This window comes from Shimia sp. FJ5 (assembly GCF_032918335.1).
GTDB lineage: Bacteria > Pseudomonadota > Alphaproteobacteria > Rhodobacterales > Rhodobacteraceae > Shimia > Shimia aestuarii_A.
The window spans coordinates 66,957-85,999 of sequence record NZ_JAWJUV010000002.1 but is presented as its reverse complement, the minus strand read 5'-3'; the positions used below and the strand labels follow the sequence as shown (position 1 = coordinate 85,999).

The following is a 19,043-nucleotide window of genomic DNA, read 5'->3' as shown; positions in this document are numbered from 1 at the left end:
TTGAGGGAATGAGCCGGTTTTCGAGACTATTTCAGCCCAAAAGCGTCGCCGTGATCGGTGGCGGTGCGTGGTGCCGGGCGGTGATCGCGCAATGCCGGGGGATGGGATTCGCGGGAGAGATCTGGGCCGTGCATCCCAAGGCAGAGGTGGTCGCGGGCGTGCCGGCGGTGGCGCGGATCGAAGACCTGCCCGGCGTGCCGGATGCGGCGTTTATCGGGGTCAACCGGCATGCGACCGTCGACGCCGTGCGCCTTTTGGCCGAGCGGGGCGCGGGCGGCGCAGTCTGTTTCGCCAGCGGATTCCTTGAGGCAGAGGCCGAGGATGCGGCGGGCGCGGGGCTACAGGCAGCGCTTCTTGAGGCGGCGGGAGAGATGCCGATCCTTGGGCCGAATTGCTATGGCTTCATCAACTACCTTGACCGGGTACTGCTCTGGCCGGATCAGCATGGCGGCAAGCCGGTTGAGAGCGGTGTCGCGATCCTTACGCAGAGTTCGAATATCGCGCTCAACATGACGATGCAGGCGCGGGGCGTGCCGTTGGCCTATGTCGTTACGGCGGGCAATCAGGCGCAGGTGGGCGTTGCCGAGATCGGGCGGGTGCTTCTCGCCGATCCGCGGGTGACGGCGCTGGGCCTGCATCTTGAGGGGATTGGCGATTTGCGGGCCTTTGAGGCACTGGCCGCGGAGGCGCGCCGCGCAGGGAAAAGGATCGTCGCGCTCAAGGTCGGAAAATCAGATCAGGCGCAGGCGGCGACGGTGTCGCATACCGCTTCTCTTGCCGGGGGCGACGCGGGGGCGGATGCGCTCTTGCGACGGCTTGGCATGGCGCGGGTCGGCTCTGTTCCGGCGTTTCTCGAGACGTTGAAGCTCTTGCATGTGACGGGGGGCCTCGGGAGCAATCGGATTGCTTCGGTCAGTTGTTCGGGCGGCGAGGCGAGCCTCATGGCGGATATGGGCGAAGGGCGGGACGTGGTGTTTCCGCCGCTCAACGCGCGGCAGGAAGGCGCGTTGCGCGCCGTGCTTGGGCCGATGGTGGCGCTGGCCAATCCGCTCGACTACCACACCTATATCTGGCGCGACACGGAGGCGATGACGCGGGCCTTTGCGGCGGTCGCCGATCCGGGGCTTGGCATGGTGCTTGTCGTGGTGGATTTCCCGCGCGCGGATCGCTGTGATCCGGGCGATTGGGATTGCGCGATTGAGGCGGTGATCGGGGCGCGGGCGCGCAGTGGGCGGCCTGTCGCGATGGTGGCGAGTCTGCCGGAGTTGATGCCGGAGGCGGTTGCCGAGCGGCTCATGCAGGCCGGTGTGGTGCCGTTCTTTGGCTTTGACGAGGCGCTTGCGGCCTGTGCCGCGGGGGCGATTCCGATGCCGGGGGATGTGCAGCCGATATGCCTTCCAACAGAGACTATTTCAGCGGAACTCGTCCCTGAAGCAGAGGCCAAGGCGCGGCTTGCGGGCTATGGGCTGCGGGTGCCGGGGGCCGCGCGCGCAGCGAGCCCGGAGGCCGCAGGCGCGGCGGCGGACCGGATCGGAGTTCCTGTCGTTCTCAAGGGCGAAGGGGTGGCGCATAAAAGCGAGGCGGGGGCGGTTGTCCTTGGTCTTGAGAGCGCAGAGGCCGTGGAGGCGGCGGCGCGCGCGATGCCCTGCGAGGCGTTCCTTGTCGAAGAGATGGTGGCGGGAGTGGTGGCCGAATTGTTGATCGGGGTGGTGAAAGACCCGGCGCATGGGTTTGTCCTCACGATTGGCGCGGGGGGTGTCCTGACCGAGATCATGCAGGACAGCCAGAGCCTCCTCTTGCCCGTGACCGACGACATGATCGACGGGGCGCTTGATGCGCTGCGCATGGCGCCGATGCTTGCCGGGTTCCGGGGACAGAAGGCGGCGGACCGGCCCGCGATCCATGCGGCGATCCGCGCGGTGGAGGCCTATGTCCTTGCCAATGCGACGGGTCTTGAAGAGATTGAGATTAACCCGCTTCTCTGCACGCCCGGGGGGGCGATTGCAGCGGATGCGTTGATGCGACGAAAGGATAGGCAATGAGCGACAGCCCGGTAAAAACACGGCGCGAAGGCGCCATTCTCGAGGTGACGCTCGACCGGCCCAAGGCGAACGCGATCGACCTTGAGACGAGCAAGATCATGGGCGACGTGTTTGCGGATTTCCGAGATGATCCGGAATTGCGGGTCGCGATCATCACCGGGGGCGGCGAGAAGTTCTTTTGTCCCGGTTGGGATCTCAAGGCGGCGGCGGGCGGCGATGCGGTCGATGGCGATTATGGCGTCGGGGGCTTTGGCGGCCTTCAGGAAATGCGCGACATGAACAAGCCGATCATCGCGGCGGTCAATGGGATTGCCTGTGGCGGGGGGCTCGAATTGATGATTTCCGCCGATATCATCCTTGCCGCCGATCATGCGCAGTTTGCCTTGCCGGAGATCCGGTCGGGGACGGTTGCGGATGCGGCGACGGTCAAGCTTCCGAAGCGGATACCGTATCACGTTGCGATGGAGCTTCTCCTGACGGGGCGGTGGTTCGATGTGGAAGAAGCGCGGCACTGGGGGCTCGTGAACGAGATCGTGCCGGGCGAGAGGCTCATGGAGCGCGCTTGGGAGATGGCGCGGCTTTTGGAGAGCGGGCCGCCGCTTGTCTATGCGGCGATCAAGGAGATCGTGCGCGATGCCGAGGATTCGAAGTTCCAGGACGCGATGAACCGGATCACGGGGCGGCATTTGCGGACGGTGGATATCCTCTATGGGTCCGAGGACAATCTCGAAGGGGCAAAGGCCTTTGCCGAGAAGCGCGATCCGGTGTGGAAGGGCAAATGAGGGAAGGGCTAGAGCCTTTCCTCGCGCGGCAGGCGGAGACGCATGAAACCGCGCTGGCGGAGCTCTGCGCAGGGCGAAAGGTCACGCATTGGATCTGGTGGGAGTTGCCGCAGTTGCGGGGGCTTGGCCGGTCGCCGAGGGCGCATGACTACGGGTTGGAGGATTTGGCGGAGGCGGAGGCGTATCTTGCGCATCCGGTGCTCGGGCCACGCCTGATCGAGATGTGCGCGGCGTTGCTCGCACATGCCGACAAGTGCGCAGAGGATATCCTCGGGCCTGTGGATGCGATGAAGGTTCGGTCGACGGCGACGCTTTTTGCCCATGTGGAGGCCGCGCCGGATGTGTTTCGCCGTCTGCTCGAGACGTTTTATGGCGGGCAGGCATGCGCCGCCACGGAGGCAGAAATCAGTCTCTAACCCGCCTGAAAAGGGCAATATAGCCGGTGTCGTTCTTATGCGGACCGGTGGTGTTCGGGCCATAGAAGGCGCGTTCGGGGAGGGCGAGGTCGCTAATCCGGTCCGAAAGCGCGGCAAGCTTGGCTTCGAACCCGGCCGAGGCGAAATGTTTCTTGTTGATCGAGATCGCGAGGAGGCCGCCGGGTGCCGTGATGCGTAGCAGTTCGTCAAAGGCCTCGGGACCGACATGGCCGGTTGTGAAGGTGCCGGAGCTTATGATGCCGGCATAGGACTTGTCCGGGACGGGAAGCGTTGCGGTCAGGTCGCCGGTAAAGAGGGTGCGGTAGATGCCCTTGGTCGCGGCCACGTCGAGCATTTCCTGCGAGATATCCGTGGCGTCGATCGGGCCGATCCCATGCCCCGCGAGCGCCGCGCCGCAAAGGCCCGTCCCTGCACCAACATCGAGGACCGGGGCGGGGCCGCCCTGTTCGGCGTAGAGGTCCGCGACGACCTTGGGCAGGAGGTAGTCATGATTGACGGCAAAGTCGTTGTCGTAGCTCTCGGCCCAATCGGCATAGAGGCGTTTGGAATCTTCCGGGGTTTTGAGCGCGTAGGCCGCGTCGAGGCCGAGTTTGTCCTGATCTGTCATGGGGCCAGTGAAGCGCGCATGGACGCCGGGATCAAGTCTTGCCCTTGCAGAGGGGAGGCGCGCGCGGCAGGGTGCGCGCATGAAACGCACAGTTCTATGTCTTGGATACGGGTATTCGGCGCAGGCGTTGGCACGGCGGCTCTTGCCGCAGGGATGGCGCGTGATTGGGACGACACGATCCGCGGAGAAGGCCGAGGCGCTTCGGGCGGATGGGGTCGAGCCGCTTTTGTGGCCCTGCGATCTTGGTGCCGCCTTGGAGGGGGTGAGCCATGTGCTTTCCTCCATCGGGCCGGATGCAGAGGGCGATCCGGTCCTGCGCGAAGGGCGCGAGGCGCTCGCCAAGGCGAGGCTCGATTGGGTCGGGTATCTCTCGACCACGGGCGTTTATGGCGACCATGATGGCGGCTGGGTCGATGAAGAGACAGAGACCGGCGCGGCGACGGAGCGCGGGCAGAGGCGGGTTCTTGCAGAGCAAGACTGGCTCGGGATCGACGGCTTGCCGGTGCATGTGTTCCGGCTTGCCGGGATCTATGGCCCCGGGCGCGGGCCGTTTGCGAAACTGCGCCGGGGGGTGGCGCAGCGGATCATCAAGAAGAACCAGGTGTTCAGCCGCATTCATGTCGAGGATATCGCGCGGGTGCTTGAGGCGTCGATCGCGCGGCCCGATCCGGGGCGGGTCTATAACGTCTGTGACGACGATCCGCAGCCGCCCGAGGTTGTCCTTGAACATGCCGCCGAGATGCTCGGGATCGCGCCGCCGCCAGCCGTTCCGTTTGAAGAGGCCGAAATGTCGCCCATGGCGCGCAGCTTCTATGCCGATAGCAAGCGGGTCCGGAACGACCGGATCAAGGATGAACTTGGGGTCAAACTGGCCTACCCGACTCATATGGACGGGTTAAGGGCGATCTTGAAGGTGGAAAGCGCCTAAGCGCGTTTGCTTCCGATCTGGGCGATGCCGAGCGTGTCGAGCACCTTGGCCTCGATATGTTCGGCGTTCATCTTGGCGTCGGCATACATGGCGGTGGGGCTGCCGTGGTCGATGAAGGTATCGGGCAGGACCATGGAGCGGTATTTCAGCCCGGTATCAAAGACACCGTTTTCCGCCAGAAGCTGGGCCACGTGTGAGCCGAAACCGCCGATGGCGCCTTCCTCGATGGTGATGAGCGCCTCGTGATTGGCGGCGAGGGTGAGGATCATTTCCTCATCAAGCGGCTTGGCGAAACGGGCGTCGGCGATGGTCGGCGTGATGCCGCGCGCGGCGAGGGCCTCGGCAGCCTTGCGCACCTCTTCGAGGCGGGTGCCGAAAGACAGGATGGCGACGCGCGAGCCTTCCTGGATCATGCGGCCCTTGCCGATCTCGAGCGGCGTGCCGCGTTCGGGCAGATCGACACCGACACCTTCGCCACGCGGGTAGCGGAAGGCGATGGGGCCGTCGTCATGGGCCACGGCGGTGGCGACCATATGCATCAGCTCGGCCTCGTCGGCGGCGGCCATCACGGTCATGCCGGGGAGGTTGGCCATATAGGCGATGTCAAAGCTGCCAGCGTGGGTCGCGCCGTCGGCGCCGACAAGGCCCGCACGGTCGATGGCGAAACGCACGGGCAGGCGTTGCACGGCGACATCATGCACGACCTGATCGTAGCCCCGCTGTAGGAAGGTCGAATACATGGTGCAGAAGGGTTTCATCCCGCCCGCGGCGAGCGCGGCAGAGAAGGTCACGCCATGTTGTTCGGCAATCGCCACGTCGAAACAGCGGCTTGGGTAGCGTTCGGCAAAGAGGTTGAGGCCGGTGCCGTCAGGCATGGCGGCGGTCACGGCGCAGATGCGGCTATCGCGAGCGGCCTCGTCGACAAGCGCCTTGCCGAAGACCGAGGTATAGGAGGGCGCGTTGGAGGGCGCTTTGCGCTGTTTGCCGGTCGGCACATCGAATTGCGCCGTGGCGTGGCCCCGGTCACGGGCGGTCTCAGCCGGGGCATAGCCCTTGCCCTTTTTGGTGATGATATGGAGCATCACAGGCCCGGTGGCGCGCTGGTGGATGGTGCGCAGGACGGGGAGGAGCTGATCCATGTCGTGGCCATCAATGGGGCCGACATAGGAAAAGCCAAGTTCCTCGAAGAGGGTTCCGCCGACGGTCATGCCCTTGAGCATTTCCTTGGCGCGTTTGGCACCTTCGCGGAAGGGTTCAGGCAGAAGCGAGACCGCGCCCTTGGCGGCGGCCTTGAGTTCTTGGAACGGTTCGCCCGCATAGAGGCGCGAGAGGTAGTTGGACATGGCGCCCACCGGGGGTGCGATGGACATCTCGTTGTCGTTGAGGACAACGAAGAGGCGTTTGCCGAGGTGGCCCGCGTTGTTCATCGCCTCATAGGCCATGCCCGCCGAGATCGCGCCATCACCGATCACCGCCACGGCATCGCCAAGCCCGCCTTCGCAGGAGCCGCCAAGATCGCGCGCCACGGCAAAGCCGAGGGCGGCGGAAATCGAGGTCGAGCTATGGCCCGCACCAAAGGGATCGTGGATATTCTCGCTCCGCTTGGTGAAACCCGAGAGGCCGTCCCGTTGGCGCAGGGTGCGGATACGGTCGCGACGACCGGTGAGAATCTTATGCGGGTAGCATTGGTGGCCCACATCCCAGATCAGCTTGTCCTTGGGTGTGTCAAAGATGGCATGCAGCGCGACGGTCAGTTCCACGACACCAAGCCCCGCCCCGAGATGGCCACCCGTTTCCGACACGGCCGAGATCGTCTCGTTGCGCAGCTCACCGGCGAGCTGGGTCAGCTCGGCATCGGACAGTTTCTTGAGGTCCGCGGGGCTTTGCACACGGTCAAGAAGCGGGGTTTCGGGTCTGGCAGACATGCGCCATGCCTTTCTGTGTTAGCTATCGCGCGCAATAACGAAACGGGCGGCTTCCCGCAAGGTTTCGGCCTCGTCTCCATAAGAAGATAGGGCGTCACAAGCGTCCGTCACGAGGTCGGCTGCGCGGCGTTTTGCCCCGTCGAGGCCAAGGAGCGAGACGAAGGTCGCCTTGCCCGCGTCGGCATCTTTGCCGACGGCCTTGCCGACGGTGGCGGCGTCGCCTTCGATGTCGAGGATATCATCTGCGATCTGAAACGCGAGGCCGAGATCGGCGGCATAGCGCGCAAGCGGCGCCATATCGGCGCGCGCCATGCAAGCACCGGCGGTTGCGGCCCATGTGATAAGCGCGCCGGTCTTGCCAGCCTGAAGATGGGTGATCTCGTCGAGGGAGAGCGGCGTTGCGGCGGTTTCGGCGGCAATATCGAGTGCCTGACCAAGCACCATGCCCTTGGCCCCGGCGGCGCGGGCGAGGCTTAGCACCAGATCGGCGCGCACCAGCGGGTCCGGGTGACAGTCGGGGCGGCTCACACATTCAAACCCAAAGGTCTGAAGCGCGTCCCCGGCGAGGACGGCGGTTGTCTCGTCCCATTTGACATGCACCGTCGGCAGGCCACGGCGCAGATCGTCGTCATCCATACAGGGCAGATCGTCATGAACGAGGGAATAGGCGTGGATCGCCTCGATCGCCGTGGCGGGCCAGATCGCGTTGTCCGGCGCGACGCCATGCAGGCGGGCGCTTTCCAGAACGAGGAAGGCGCGCAGGCGTTTGCCCCCGGCGCTCGCGTAGCGCATCGCCTCGTGCACGGGCAAGTTTCCGAGCGGCGAGAGCGTCGCGTCGAGATGCGCCTGCACCATGGCGGCACTCTCTTTTAGGCGAGATGGAAACACGGGTTACTGCCCTTCGACGGGTGTCAGGCCGTTGGGGGTGCCGTCGCTATCAGTGGTGATCGCGGCGACCTTTTCCTCGGCTTCCTTGAGCTTGGTCTCGCAGCGTTTCTTGAGCGCCGCGCCGCGTTCGTAAAGCGCGATGGATTCCTCGAGCGCCACGTCGCCGCGCTCGAGCTTGCCGACCACCTGTTCCAGTTCGGCCATGGCCTGTTCAAAGCTCAGGCTGTCTACGGGCGTCTCAGTCATCCGGCATTCTCCCTCAATCGGCATGTGTTTGGGCAAAAGCATATCTGCCCGCGCATGTCGAGACAACGCGGGCGATTTCGCGCCTTAGGCGCCTTTCTCCAGAAGCACGCCGACATGGGCGGCGACGGATTTAGCAAGGGCGGTCAGGTCATAGCCGCCTTCCAGCGTCGAGACGAGACGGCGGTTGCAGTGTTTCTCGGCCAAGGCGCAGAACTTCTCGGTCAGCCAGACGAAATCCTCGATGGCCCAGTTGAGTTGAGCCAGGGGGTCATCGGCATGGGCGTCGAAACCGGCGGAGAGGATGATGAGTTCGGGTTTCACACGCTCGATCACCGGAAAGACCTCGGCCTCGTAGGCGGCACGCATGGTCGCGCCGTTGGTCTCGGGGGCGAATTGGATGTTGTGGATGTTGTTCGCAGCGCCCGTCTCTTCGGGAAAGCCGGTCCCGGGCCAGAGCGGGTGTTGATGTGAGGAGAAGAAGGTCACGCGGGATTCGTTCCACAGAAGCGCCTGTGTGCCGTTGCCGTGATGCACGTCGAAATCCACGATGACGACGCGCGAGAGGCCATGACGCTCCATCGCGTGCCGGGCGGCGATGGCGGCGTTGCCAAAGAGACAAAAGCCCATCGGAGTTTCCGTCTCGGCGTGGTGCCCCGGCGGGCGACAGGCGACAAAAGCGTTTGTCACATCGCCAGAAAGCACCGCATCGACCGCCGCCATGCTGCCGCCAACGCCACGGCGTGCGGCCTGCACCGAACCGGGGGACATGTGGGTGTCTTCATCGAGAGCGCGGATACCGTCCTTGGGTTCCGAGGCGATGATGGCGTCGAGATGGGATTGCGGATGGCACAGGAGAATGTCCTCGTCCGCACAAAGCGGCGCCTCGCGACGGTCGAGCGCCTCAAAACCTGGCGCAGCAAGGGCGGTCTTGATCGAGTCCATGCGCGCGACCTGTTCGGGGTGGCCCGGCGGGGTGCGGTGGTGAAGGCAATCATCGTGGGTAAAAAGCGCCGTGCTCATCGCGGTCTCCGTTGGTTGTTCGGGGGGACCGTAGCGGCGCGGATCGGGAGAGACCAGCCCCCGCGATCGGGTCAATCGGGGACGAGCATATAGCCCGCGCCGCGCACCGTCTGGAGGTAGCGGGGTTGCTTGGGGTCGGCCTCGATTTTGCGGCGCAGGCGGGTGATCTGCACGTCAACGGCGCGCTCCTGTGCCTGTCCCCGGTCGCGACCCAGATCCTCGACCAGCTTGGCGCGGGAGATTGGCTCGCCCGGTGTGGCCGAGAAGATTTTCATCAATTGGCTTTCGGTCGCAGTCAGCCGCAGGATGGCATCGCCCTGCCACATCTCGCCGCGCTCGATATCATAGCGCACCGGGCCGAGGTTAAGCATCTTGGGTGCGGTGTCGGCCTCTTGCGTTTCGGGCATCCGGCGCAGGATCGCGTTGATCCGCAGCAGAAGCTCTTTGGGTTCGAAGGGTTTGGGGAGGTAATCGTCCGCCCCGGCCTCGAGCCCCATGATGCGGTCCTCGGTCTCGCCCTTGGCGGTCAAGAGAAGCACCGGCGTCGCCTTGTCCTCGCGGATGGCGCGGGTGAGGCTCATGCCGTCCTCGCCGGGCATCATCACATCAAGCACGATCAGGTCGAAATCGAGGCCAGAGAGGATACGCCGGGCCTGAGCCGCGTCGCGGGCAGAGGTCACGAGGAAGCCGTTGCGTTTGAGGAATTTCTTCAGCAGGTCGCGGATGCGTTCGTCGTCATCCACGATCAGGAGATGGGGGGCAACGTCGCTCATTGGCCGCTCTCCCGCAGGCGGGCATAGCGACGGCGCATTTCCGGGTCCATCATCGCCTCGAGCACGCGGCGAAAGCCGGCCACGGCCTCGGGACCGGCCTCACGGTAGGCGGCGCGCATGCGCGTGCGCTGGGCATCGGACAGTCGGTTCTCAAGGGCGATCCCGGCGTCGGTCAGGTAAAGGTTCCTCTCGCGCCGGTCGGAAGAGCCGACGCGGCTTTCGACGAGGCCATCCTCGATCAACGTGCGCAGCACCCGGTTGAGCGATTGCTTTGTCACCCCGAGGATTGCGAGCAGGTTTGTTACTGTCGTGCCCGGCGCGCGGTTGATAAAGTGGATCGCACGGTGATGCGCGCGGCCATAGGCCATGGTGGCGAGAATGCGGTCGGGATCGGCGGTAAAACCACGATAGGCAAAGAAAACAGCCTCGATTCCCTGTCTGAGTTGTTCGTCTGTCAGAAAGAGAAGGCTTTCGCCGCTGCTATGAGAGTCTGGCATTGCTCTCCCCGTCGTTCACAATTTGCCGTCTTAAACGTCACAATACGTCAGCTTTGTTGACACTCCAAGAGCGGAATGATAGCGAATCGCAGATTTTGCGCAATTTTGTGACCGGATCGGTCATAAGGCGCGCAATAAATGCAAAACTAAGTAGCTGGAGGAAAGGCCATGGCTGGGTCTTATGATGATCGTGACGGCAAGATCTGGATGGATGGGAAACTCGTCGAATGGCGCGATGCCAACGTCCACATCCTGACCCACGCGTTGCACTATGCGAGCTCGGTATTCGAAGGGGAGCGTTGCTATAATGGCAAGATCTTCAAGAGCCGCGAACATTCGGAACGTCTTTTGAACTCGGGTGCGTTGATCGACATGCCGATCCCCTACACCGTCGATGAGATCGAGGCGGCGAAGGAAGAGGTGCTCAAGGCCAACGGCCTCAAGGATGCCTATGTGCGTGCGGTGGCATGGCGCGGGTCGGGCGAAGACATGGGTGTCGCGTCGTCGAAGAACCCGGTGCGCATGGCGGTCGCCTGTTGGGAATGGGGCGCCTATTATGGCGATGCCAAGATGAAGGGCGCCAAGCTCGACATCGCTCAGTGGAAGCGCCCCTCGCCCGAGACGATCCCGACCGCGGCCAAGGCGGCAGGTCTCTACATGATCTGCACCATCTCCAAGCATGCGGCGGAGGCCAAGGGATGTTCTGACGCGCTCTTCATGGACTATCGCGGCTACGTGGCCGAGGCGACCGGCGCCAACGTGTTCTTCGTCAAGGACGGCGAAGTGCATACGCCGATCCCCGACGCGATCCTCAACGGCATCACGCGCCAGACGGTGATTGGCATGCTCAAGGACAAGGGCGTTACGGTGCATGAGCGCCGGATCATGCCGGAAGAGCTCGCGGATTTCGAACAGTGTTTCCTCACCGGTACGGCGGCCGAGGTGACCCCGGTTGGCCAGATCGGCGACTACATGTTCGAAGTCGGCGCGCTGACCCGGCAGATCGCCGAAGACTACGAGGCGCTTGTGCGTGCCTGAGACCACGCGCCGCGCGATCCGTGCGGCGATTGAAACGGCAGATGTGAAGGACGGTGCGACGCTGTCCTTCCATCACCACCTGCGCAATGGCGACGATGTCATGCGACAGGTGCTGGCGGACTGTGCCGTGCTGGGGCTGCGCGATCTGCATATCGCGCCCTCGTCGCTTTTCCCGTGTCACGAAGCACTGATCCCTTTCCTGCGCGATGGCGTGGTGACGCGGATCACCACCTCCTACATGACCGGCCCGCTTGCGGAGGCCGTGCGCGCGGGCGTGTTGCCCCATCCGGTGCAGTTGCAGAGCCATGGCGGGCGCGCGGCGGCGATTGCCTCGGGGCGGTTGCCGATTGATGCCGCGTTCATCGCGGCGCCTGCGGTCGATGCGGCGGGCAACCTGTCCGGAGCGGTCGGGCCATCGGCCTGTGGTCCCTTGGGCTATGCGATGGTCGACGCAGAACATGCCCGGCACGTGGTGGCGGTGACGGATCATCGTTGCGAGGCGGTGCCGCGGGTTTGTATCCCGGCGGCACAGGTCGACCAGGTGGTCGAGGTCGCGCAGATCGGCGACGCGGGACAGATCGCCTCGGGCACAACAGGCCGCGCGCCCTCGGACAAGGGCCGCGTGATTGCCGAGTTGACCGCACGGCTTATCGCGGTTTCGGGCCTGCTTAGAGACGGTTTCCGGTTCCAGACCGGGGCGGGCGCGACCTCGCTTGCCGTGGCCCATGCACTCGCACCCGAGATGGCGGCGCGGGGCATCGTTGGGGATTTCGCGGCGGGCGGCATCACTGGCGCGCTGGTTGATATGTTCCGCGCCGGGCTCTTCCGGGGCTTGCGTGATGTGCAGGCCTTCGACCTTGCCGCTGTGCGCTCCTACGCGGAGGATGCGGCCCATCTCGCCATGTCGGCGGAGGAGTATGCCAGCCCGGAGCGCCCGGATTGCATCGCGAAACAGCTTGATGTGATGATCCTCGGCGCGGCGGAGATCGACGCGGACTTCAACGTCAATGTGACCTGCGCAAGCGATGGGCGGATCATTGGCGGCTCGGGCGGGCATGCGGATACGGCGGCGGGGGCGAGCCTGCCCATCGTGACGACGCCCTTGCAGGCGGCGGGGCGGCCCAAGCTGGTTGAGGCGCTGACCTGCCTGACGACGCCGGGCAAGACGATTGGCGCGCTGGTGACAGAGGCGGGAATCGCCATACATCCGTCGCGTCCTGATCTCATCAAAGCGGCGCAAAAGGCGGGCCTGCCGCTCAAGAGTTTCGAAGATCTGCGCCGGATTGCGGGACCGTGTGACACCTCGGGCCGGGGCCAAGGCCGGGTCATTGCCGAGAGCCTGTCGCCTACGGGACATGTGCTCGATCAGGTGCGCATTCCCTGATCTCTTCCTCTTGCCGGAAATATCCCAGGGGGGCTGGGGGGCTGGCCCCCCAGTTGAAACTGGGGTCTGGGGGGCTGGCCCCCCAGCCATGCCAAACGCTTTGACGGTGCGGGCCTTGGCCCGCGTCTCAAAGGGGCGGGAGTGCCCCCGTCAACCTTGCGGTGTCAGGGTCTGACGTGAGCCACGTTTGAGGCCGAGCTGTCTTTCGCGCCAGATGATGAAGATCCCGGCGGTGATGATGAGGCTCACCCCGGCGAGCATGATCCCCGTCGGCACCTCTTCGAAGATGAAATAGCCAATGGCGATGGCAAAGAGCATCGAGGCATAGTCGAACGGCGCAACCGTCGAAGCGTCGGCAAAGCGGTAGGCCGAGGTCAGAAAGATCTGCGCGATACCGCCAATGAGGCCGGCGGACACGAGGAGCACCGCCTCGGTGCTTGTCGGGATGACCCAGCCGAAGGGCAGCGTCAGGAGCGACAGTCCGGTGGCGGTCAGGGAGAAATAGAACACGATGGCCGAGGTCTGATCCGTCTGCACCAGCTTGCGGATATGGATCTGTGCCAAAGCCCGGAACGCCGCCGAGCCAAGCGCGAGGAACGCGCCGAGTGTGGCGACGGAATAAGGGTCCGCGCCGCCAAGGATCGTCAGGCGCGGGTAGAGCACAATGATGACCCCGACAAGCCCGATCCCCACCGCCGTTAGCCGGAAAAGCCGCACCCGTTCGCCAAGGAACATCGCCGCGAAGATCACGGTCAGGAGCGGTGCGGCATAGCCGATGGCTGTCACCTCGGGCAGGGGCAACAGGCCGAGCGCGGCAAAGCCCATCGCCATGGCCGATGTCCCGATGAGGCCGCGCCAGAAATGGCCCATCGGGTTCTTGACCTTGAGACCGGTGCGCAATTCGCCGCGATGCGCGAGCCACATGAAGATGATCGGCATGGCAAAAAGCGAGCGGAAGAACACGGCCTGTCCGGGCGGGACATGCTCAGCAGCGGCCTTGATGCAGGCGGCCATGATGGAAAACAGGAAAATCGATACGAGTTTGAGGGCGATGCCTCGGAACGGTGTCATGGGATGGGCCTGTGCGTGCGTGAAGGTGTATCGTGCAACTAGATTGTCGGATTGGCAAGGCGGGGCTTGATCTTGGTCGGGGGGCAGGGGAGAACGGGACAAATCCTTTTTGGAGGCCCTGCCATGTATGACGACAACTACCTTATTTCGCGCCTGCATGCGTCCTCGGTCGGGCAGGAGACGCGGAATTTCGCTCGTATCCCGCAGCGGGCCAGCATGACCTTTGGCGAGTTGTTCGCGGGGGCCGAGCGGATGGCGGGGGCGTTGGTCGCGCTTGGGGTAGAGCCCGGCGACCGGGTCGCGGTGCAGGTCGACAAGACCATCGAGGCGATTCAGCTCTACCTCGGCACGGTGATGGCGGGGGGCGTGTTCCTGCCGCTCAACACGGCCTACACGGTCTCGGAAGTGGCGTATTTCCTTGGTGATGCCGCGCCGCGCGTCGTCGTCTGTGATCCGGCGCGGGCCGAGGCGATCGAAGAGATCGCCGGGGATGCCAAGGTTAAGACGCTCGACGCCAAGGGGCGCGGCACGATGGAAGAGGCCGTGGTGGGGCGCGGCGCGTTCGAGCCGGTTGCGCGGGGCGCGGAGGATCTTGCGGCGATCCTTTACACCTCGGGCACTACGGGGCGCTCCAAGGGGGCGATGCTCAGCCATAAGAACCTTGCCAGCAATTCCGAAATGCTGCGCGACTATTGGCAGTTCACCAAGTCCGACACTCTCATCCACGCGCTGCCGATCTTTCACACGCATGGGCTTTTCGTGGCGACCAACGTGGCGCTTTTGGCGGGGGCGTCGGTCGAGTTCCTGGCGAAGTTCGATGCCGACCAGATCCTTGAGGCGATGCCGCGGGCGACGGCGATGATGGGGGTGCCGACCTTCTATACCCGCCTCCTTGATGACCCGCGCCTGACCAAGGAGCGGGCGGCGAATATGCGGCTTTTCATCTCCGGCTCTGCGCCGCTTCTCGTTGATACGCATGAGAAATGGGAGGCGCGCACGAGGCACCGGATTCTCGAGCGTTACGGCATGACAGAGACGAATATGAGCACGTCGAACCCGTATGAAGGCGAGCGGCGCGCCGGGACGGTGGGCTTTCCCTTGCCCGGTGTCGAGGCGCGGATTCGCAAGGATGGCGAAGAGGTACCGACGGGCGAGATCGGGGTGCTTGAAGTGCGCGGCGACAACGTGTTTCAGGGCTATTGGCAGATGCCGGAGAAGACGGCGGAAGAACTTTTGCCGGATGGGTGGTTCATCACGGGCGACCTCGCGAAGTTTGATGAGGACGGCTATGTGACCATCGTGGGCCGGTCCAAGGATCTGGTCATTACCGGCGGGTTCAACGTCTATCCGAAAGAGATCGAATCGATCATCGACGATCTTGACGGTGTGCTTGAAAGCGCGGTCATCGGCGTGCCGCATCCCGATTTCGGCGAGGCGGTCGTGGCCGTGGTCGTGCCCGAGGGCGAGGGGACGAGCGAGGCGGCGATCATGGGCGCCTTGTCCGAGACGGTGGCCAAGTTCAAGCAGCCCAAGAAGGTCATCCTCCTGCCTGAGTTGCCGCGCAACACGATGGGCAAGGTGCAGAAAAAGGCGCTGCGCGAGGACTATGCGGGGCTATTTTCCTGACCTTGCGGTCAGGGCCTGCGGCGCGAGTATTTTGACAGAGAAGAAGAGCCCGGTTGCGCGAAGGCGGGGCCGGTCGCAGAGTAGGGCATGGGTTTCAAGGGAGGAAAACCATGTCTACTGCACCCGTCTTCGAGATCGACCCGAAAGCGTTCTGGGATGATCCCTATCCGACTCTCGCCAAGATGCGGGCCGAGGCGCCGATTGCCTATGTGCCGCAATTAGGCGCGACGCTTCTGACCAAGCGGGATTCGATCTTTGAGAACGAGAAGAAGATCGAGATTTTTTCGTCCGATCAGCCGGAGGGCCTTATGACGGTGCTCATGGGGCAGAACATGATGCGCAAGGACGGGGCCGCGCATCTTGCCGAACGCAAGGCGGTCTTCCCGACCGTATCGCCCAAGACGGTGCGCGATGTCTGGAAGGCGCAATTCGAGGCGGCCACGGCGGAGGTTCTTGACCGGGTCGGGCCGGAGGGGGGCGTCGACATGGTTGCCGAGATCGCGCGTCCGATTTCGGGCGAGGCGCTCAAGGCGATTACCGGGCTTACCAATATGACGTGGCAGGAGATGGACCGCGTGAGTCAGGGGATGATCGACGGTTGTGCGAATTATGCGGGCGATCCGGAGGTCGAGGCGCATTGCCATGATTGCACCGCCTCCATCGACCGCCATATCGACGCGCGCATCCCGGCGCTACGGGAACAGCCCGATCATTCGCTTCTTTCGGTGCAGATGCAGGCGGGGCTTTCGGATGAACAGATGCGCGCCAATGTGAAGCTTGCCATTTCGGGCGGGCAGAACGAGCCGCGGGATGCGATTGCTGGGGCGGTTTGGGCCCTGCTTCAACACCCCGCACAGCTCGCCAAGGTGCGGGGCGGCGAGGCGAGTTGGCTACAGGCGTTTGAGGAATACGCGCGCTGGGTCTCGCCCATCGGCATGTCGCCGCGCCGCGTTGCGCAGCGGGCTGAGGTCGAGGGGGTGGTATTTGAGCCGGAGGACCGGGTGTTCCTTATGTTCGGGTCGGGCAACCGCGATGAGGATGTGTTCGAGCGCCCTGAGATTTTCGACATCACGCGCGACCTTGCGCCGTCGATCAGTTTCGGAGCGGGGCCGCATTTCTGTGCCGGGGCGTGGGCGTCGAAATGTCTTATCGCGGAGGTGGCCTTGCCGATGATTTTCGAACGTCTCGAGGGCCTACGCCTTGTAGGCGAGACGCGGTTTGGCGGTTGGGCGTTTCGCGGGCCGCTGACCATGCCAGTGGCGTGGGATCAGGTCAGGTAGAAGAGCAGCGCCGAGAGGGTCACAAAGGCGGCTGAGGTTGCCATAAGCATGGCGATGGAGGCGACGCCCTGAAGCCCGTGTTCTTGTGCGAACACCGTGTAGAGGCCAAACATCGGGATGGCGGCGGAGAGGATCACGGCGGCGAAGAGGTCGGGGGGCAGGGCAAAGAGGCCGAGGCCTGCCAGCCCCGTAGCGGCAAGCGCGACCATGGCCGGATGCAGGATCAGCTTGGCGCCCGAAATCTGTGCGGCGAGGCGCCAGTTTCCCTTGAGCGGCAGACCGACCAGTGTTCCCCCGATCACCACGAGCGAGAGCGCAGAGGCGGAGGCGGCGAGCATCTGGAACAGGCGGGTGAGTGGCTCCGGGATCGGCAGCGACAGGACAGAGGCGGCGAGGCCGAGTAGGAGTCCGATGACCATCGGACGCTTGAGGACGCCAAGGAGGATCGCGCCGATGCGGCGGGCGAGGGCCATGTCCGAGCCACCGCGCGCCATGTCGAGCAGGATCAGGCAGATCGGGATCAAGAGCACATTCTCCACAAGCATGTTGAGCGCGAGGATCACGGCGGCATGGTCTGGAAAGACAAGGAGCATCAGCGGAAAGCCGATAAAGCCGGAGTTGGGACAGGTCGATCCCATGACGGCGATGGCGCGGCGGCCTTTGTCCGGCGCGGTGGCCGAAAACCAGAGGAAGGCGATTGTAATCGTGGCCAACCCGCCAAGCGCGAAGGCGGCCATATAGCCGGGGTTCAGCACCTCTGCGAAATCGCGGCTTGCCACTGCATGAAACAGAAGCGCCGGGAGCGCGATGTCCATCACGTAGCGGCCCAGAACCTGTAGATCCGCCGGTTTGAACCAGCCGCGCCGCACGGTGACGTAGCCGATGGCGATGGCGGCGTAGATCGGGAAGGTGATGGAAAGGATCGCGCCCAAGGCTTAGCCGATCTTGCCGCGATTCTCGCCGACCTGACCGCGATGCAGCAGAAGGTGATCGAGGATCACGCAGGCCATCATCGCCTCGCCCACGGGCACGGCACGGATGCCGACGCAGGGGTCGTGGCGGCCTTTGGTGATGACTTCGATCGGCGTGCCATCCTTGCGGATCGAGCGGCGGGGCGAGAGGATCGAGGAGGTCGGCTTGACGGCGAAACGCACGGTGATGTCCTGACCGGTGGAAATGCCGCCGAGGATGCCGCCCGCATGGTTCGAGCCGTATTCGGGACCGTCCTCGCCCATGAAGATCTCGTCCGCATTGTCCGTACCCGTGAGCCGGGCGGCGGCCATGCCTTCGCCGATCTCGACGCCTTTCACGGCGTTGATCGACATCATCGCGGCGGCAAGGTCGGTGTCGAGCTTGCCATAGACCGGCGCGCCAAGGCCCGCAGGCACGTTGCGGGCGACCACTTCGATGATCGCGCCGACAGAGTTGTGAGCTTTGCGCAGTTTCTGGAGGTAATCCTCCCAGTCTTGCGCGACCTCCGGCCCTTGCGGAATCCAGAACGGATTCTGGTCGATCTGATCCCAATCGAATTTGGCGCGGTCGATATCGAGCTCGCCCATGGCGGTCATGTAACCCTTGATCTCGATCCCCGGCAGGAGCGCATTGAGCGCCTCGCGCGCCACGCCACCAGCGGCGACACGCGCAGCGGTTTCACGGGCCGAGGAGCGGCCACCGCCGCGATAATCGCGGATGCCATATTTCTGCCAATAGGTGATATCGGCGTGGCCCGGGCGGAAGGTCTCGGAGATGTCGCCGTAGTCGCGGCTACGCTGATCGGTGTTTTCGATCATAAGCTGGATCGGGGTGCCGGTCGATTGGCCCTCGAACACGCCCGAGAGGATCTTCACCGCGTCGGGCTCATTGCGTTGCGTCGTGTTCTTGTTCTGGCCGGGGCGGCGCTTGTCGAGCCAGTGTTGCAGCATCTCCGCCTCGATTGGCACACCGGGAGGGCAGCCATCGACCGTCGCGCCAAGAGCGGGCCCGTGGCTCTCGCCCCAGGTGGTGACGCGGAAGAGATGTCCGAAACTGTTCATCGACATGAGAAACGCTCCTTTGTTCCCGGTCGCAATAGCCGCCGGGGGGCGGTTTCTCAAGGTTTATCGCGGCTGGAGAAGGGTTTGAAGATTTCATGCCTCCGGCGGGAGTATTTGCCACAGAGAAGAAAGCATGGACGGTTTTGTCTTCTTCTCTGGAGAAATGCCTCCGGGGGGCTTGGGGGGCTGGCCCCCCAATTGGAAATGGGGTCTGGGGGCTTGCCCCCAGCCACGCCCAACGCTTGCGAGGCGCGGCTTGCCGCGCGTCGAAGGGGCGGGAGCACCCCCTCTCCGGGAATTCGCTTGTCATCAGAATACACGCTGTTAGGGTCGCGCTCACCTCGGGGTGCCTGTTTCGTGAGGGAACAGGCTGAGATGCGATGCATGCGAACCCGTTGAACCTGAACCGGTTAAGACCGGCGGAGGGAAGGTATGGCTCGCTCCAGAACTTGCCCCGCCCGTCGCA

General features: G+C 64.2%; 18 protein-coding genes and 1 riboswitch. Of the genes, 8 read left to right on the top strand and 10 right to left on the bottom strand.

Annotation, left to right across the window (positions count from 1 at the left end; translation table 11 throughout):
• Positions 1 to 8 precede the first annotated feature (8 nt).
• The 3 genes from R1W01_RS06960 to R1W01_RS06950 are packed head-to-tail and all read left to right on the top strand — an operon-like array spanning position 9 to position 3,240.
• Positions 9 to 2,042 carry an acetate--CoA ligase family protein gene (locus tag R1W01_RS06960; RefSeq protein ID WP_317275172.1) on the top strand — a complete coding sequence of 678 codons (2,034 nt, stop codon included), beginning with the start codon at positions 9 to 11 and terminating at the stop codon, positions 2,040 to 2,042.
• Positions 2,039 to 2,824: a carnitinyl-CoA dehydratase gene (locus tag R1W01_RS06955; RefSeq protein WP_297754958.1), complete on the top strand. Its 786-nt coding sequence runs from the start codon at positions 2,039 to 2,041 to the stop codon at positions 2,822 to 2,824. The genes R1W01_RS06960 and R1W01_RS06955 overlap by 4 nt, the downstream gene beginning before the upstream one ends.
• Positions 2,821 to 3,240, top strand: coding sequence for a DUF1810 domain-containing protein (locus tag R1W01_RS06950; protein WP_297754961.1), 420 nt, complete (start codon positions 2,821 to 2,823; stop codon positions 3,238 to 3,240). Before R1W01_RS06955 ends, R1W01_RS06950 begins: the two co-directional genes overlap by 4 nt.
• Here the strand turns inward: R1W01_RS06950 and R1W01_RS06945 are convergent.
• On the bottom strand, positions 3,230 to 3,868 hold the full coding sequence (locus tag R1W01_RS06945; RefSeq protein WP_297754964.1) for a class I SAM-dependent DNA methyltransferase: 639 nt from the start codon (positions 3,866 to 3,868) through the stop codon (positions 3,230 to 3,232). The two genes, R1W01_RS06950 and R1W01_RS06945, sit on opposite strands and share 11 nt — an antisense overlap.
• 79 nt (positions 3,869 to 3,947) lie before the next feature.
• On the opposite strand from R1W01_RS06945, the gene R1W01_RS06940 reads away from it, so the two are divergent.
• Entirely contained in the window at positions 3,948 to 4,796 is an 849-nt protein-coding gene (locus tag R1W01_RS06940) for an SDR family oxidoreductase (RefSeq protein ID WP_297754967.1), read from the top strand.
• Here the strand turns inward: R1W01_RS06940 and dxs are convergent.
• The 6 genes from dxs to R1W01_RS06910 all read right to left on the bottom strand — a co-directional run bounded on the left by dxs (position 4,793) and on the right by R1W01_RS06910 (position 10,145).
• Positions 4,793 to 6,721 (bottom strand): 1-deoxy-D-xylulose-5-phosphate synthase, encoded by a 1,929-nt coding sequence (gene dxs / locus R1W01_RS06935; protein WP_297754970.1) that lies wholly within the window; start codon positions 6,719 to 6,721, stop codon positions 4,793 to 4,795. The genes R1W01_RS06940 and dxs overlap by 4 nt on opposite strands.
• Positions 6,722 to 6,739: 18 nt before the next feature.
• Entirely contained in the window at positions 6,740 to 7,609 is an 870-nt protein-coding gene (locus R1W01_RS06930; protein ID WP_347813653.1) for a polyprenyl synthetase family protein, read from the bottom strand.
• Positions 7,610 to 7,612: 3 nt separating this feature from the next.
• Positions 7,613 to 7,855: an exodeoxyribonuclease VII small subunit gene (locus R1W01_RS06925; protein ID WP_243613602.1), complete on the bottom strand. Its 243-nt coding sequence runs from the start codon at positions 7,853 to 7,855 to the stop codon at positions 7,613 to 7,615.
• 84 nt (positions 7,856 to 7,939) lie between these two features.
• A complete protein-coding gene (locus tag R1W01_RS06920; protein WP_297754973.1) occupies positions 7,940 to 8,875 on the bottom strand; it encodes a histone deacetylase family protein in 936 nt (311 codons plus the stop codon).
• Between the two features lie 71 nt (positions 8,876 to 8,946).
• Positions 8,947 to 9,648, bottom strand: coding sequence for a response regulator (locus R1W01_RS06915; RefSeq protein ID WP_297754977.1), 702 nt, complete (start codon positions 9,646 to 9,648; stop codon positions 8,947 to 8,949).
• Complete coding sequence (locus tag R1W01_RS06910) at positions 9,645 to 10,145, bottom strand: MarR family winged helix-turn-helix transcriptional regulator (RefSeq protein ID WP_243613599.1); 501 nt, start codon at positions 10,143 to 10,145, stop codon at positions 9,645 to 9,647. Before R1W01_RS06910 ends, R1W01_RS06915 begins: the two co-directional genes overlap by 4 nt.
• A 168-nt stretch (positions 10,146 to 10,313) precedes the next feature.
• Between R1W01_RS06910 and R1W01_RS06905 the strand changes: the two genes are divergently transcribed.
• Positions 10,314 to 11,183, top strand: coding sequence for a branched-chain amino acid aminotransferase (locus tag R1W01_RS06905; RefSeq protein ID WP_243613598.1), 870 nt, complete (start codon positions 10,314 to 10,316; stop codon positions 11,181 to 11,183).
• Positions 11,176 to 12,567 carry a citrate lyase subunit alpha gene (locus R1W01_RS06900; protein WP_297754982.1) on the top strand — a complete coding sequence of 464 codons (1,392 nt, stop codon included), beginning with the start codon at positions 11,176 to 11,178 and terminating at the stop codon, positions 12,565 to 12,567. Before R1W01_RS06905 ends, R1W01_RS06900 begins: the two co-directional genes overlap by 8 nt.
• 150 nt (positions 12,568 to 12,717) lie before the next feature.
• Here R1W01_RS06900 and R1W01_RS06895 read toward each other — a convergent pair whose 3' ends face one another.
• The gene (locus R1W01_RS06895) at positions 12,718 to 13,638 is read right to left on the bottom strand and encodes a DMT family transporter (protein WP_297754986.1); all 921 of its coding nucleotides are present in this window, start codon (positions 13,636 to 13,638) and stop codon (positions 12,718 to 12,720) included.
• A 123-nt stretch (positions 13,639 to 13,761) separates the two neighbouring features.
• On the opposite strand from R1W01_RS06895, the gene R1W01_RS06890 reads away from it, so the two are divergent.
• Both R1W01_RS06890 and R1W01_RS06885 read left to right on the top strand, forming a co-directional pair.
• Positions 13,762 to 15,264 carry a malonate--CoA ligase gene (locus tag R1W01_RS06890; protein WP_297754989.1) on the top strand — a complete coding sequence of 501 codons (1,503 nt, stop codon included), beginning with the start codon at positions 13,762 to 13,764 and terminating at the stop codon, positions 15,262 to 15,264.
• A gap of 110 nt (positions 15,265 to 15,374) precedes the next feature.
• Entirely contained in the window at positions 15,375 to 16,544 is a 1,170-nt protein-coding gene (locus R1W01_RS06885) for a cytochrome P450 (RefSeq protein WP_297754992.1), read from the top strand.
• On the opposite strand, the gene R1W01_RS06880 is transcribed toward R1W01_RS06885, so the two are convergent.
• Together R1W01_RS06880 and aroC are read right to left on the bottom strand one after the other, a co-directional pair.
• Entirely contained in the window at positions 16,532 to 17,476 is a 945-nt protein-coding gene (locus R1W01_RS06880; protein ID WP_297754995.1) for an AEC family transporter, read from the bottom strand. The genes R1W01_RS06885 and R1W01_RS06880 overlap by 13 nt on opposite strands.
• A 3-nt stretch (positions 17,477 to 17,479) precedes the next feature.
• Positions 17,480 to 18,583, bottom strand: a complete 1,104-nt coding sequence (gene aroC, locus R1W01_RS06875) for a chorismate synthase (protein WP_297754998.1) — start codon at positions 18,581 to 18,583, stop codon at positions 17,480 to 17,482.
• A 326-nt stretch (positions 18,584 to 18,909) separates the two neighbouring features.
• Positions 18,910 to 19,022: riboswitch (TPP riboswitch) on the top strand.
• Positions 19,023 to 19,043: the final 21 nt, after the last annotated feature.

Bases quoted from the DNA above. Each gene is read 5' to 3' on its own strand.
- R1W01_RS06960 (WP_317275172.1), top strand. From the start codon at position 9: ATGAGCCGGTTTTCGAGACTATTTCAGCCCAAAAGCGTCGCCGTGATC.
- R1W01_RS06955 (WP_297754958.1), top strand. From the start codon at position 2,039: ATGAGCGACAGCCCGGTAAAAACACGGCGCGAAGGCGCCATTCTCGAG.
- R1W01_RS06950 (WP_297754961.1), top strand. From the start codon at position 2,821: ATGAGGGAAGGGCTAGAGCCTTTCCTCGCGCGGCAGGCGGAGACGCAT.
- R1W01_RS06945 (WP_297754964.1), bottom strand. From the start codon at position 3,868: ATGACAGATCAGGACAAACTCGGCCTCGACGCGGCCTACGCGCTCAAA.
- R1W01_RS06940 (WP_297754967.1), top strand. From the start codon at position 3,948: ATGAAACGCACAGTTCTATGTCTTGGATACGGGTATTCGGCGCAGGCG.
- dxs (WP_297754970.1), bottom strand. From the start codon at position 6,721: ATGTCTGCCAGACCCGAAACCCCGCTTCTTGACCGTGTGCAAAGCCCC.
- R1W01_RS06925 (WP_243613602.1), bottom strand. From the start codon at position 7,855: ATGACTGAGACGCCCGTAGACAGCCTGAGCTTTGAACAGGCCATGGCC.
- R1W01_RS06920 (WP_297754973.1), bottom strand. From the start codon at position 8,875: ATGAGCACGGCGCTTTTTACCCACGATGATTGCCTTCACCACCGCACC.
- R1W01_RS06915 (WP_297754977.1), bottom strand. From the start codon at position 9,648: ATGAGCGACGTTGCCCCCCATCTCCTGATCGTGGATGACGACGAACGC.
- R1W01_RS06910 (WP_243613599.1), bottom strand. From the start codon at position 10,145: ATGCCAGACTCTCATAGCAGCGGCGAAAGCCTTCTCTTTCTGACAGAC.
- R1W01_RS06905 (WP_243613598.1), top strand. From the start codon at position 10,314: ATGGCTGGGTCTTATGATGATCGTGACGGCAAGATCTGGATGGATGGG.
- R1W01_RS06895 (WP_297754986.1), bottom strand. From the start codon at position 13,638: ATGACACCGTTCCGAGGCATCGCCCTCAAACTCGTATCGATTTTCCTG.
- R1W01_RS06890 (WP_297754989.1), top strand. From the start codon at position 13,762: ATGTATGACGACAACTACCTTATTTCGCGCCTGCATGCGTCCTCGGTC.
- R1W01_RS06885 (WP_297754992.1), top strand. From the start codon at position 15,375: ATGTCTACTGCACCCGTCTTCGAGATCGACCCGAAAGCGTTCTGGGAT.
- aroC (WP_297754998.1), bottom strand. From the start codon at position 18,583: ATGTCGATGAACAGTTTCGGACATCTCTTCCGCGTCACCACCTGGGGC.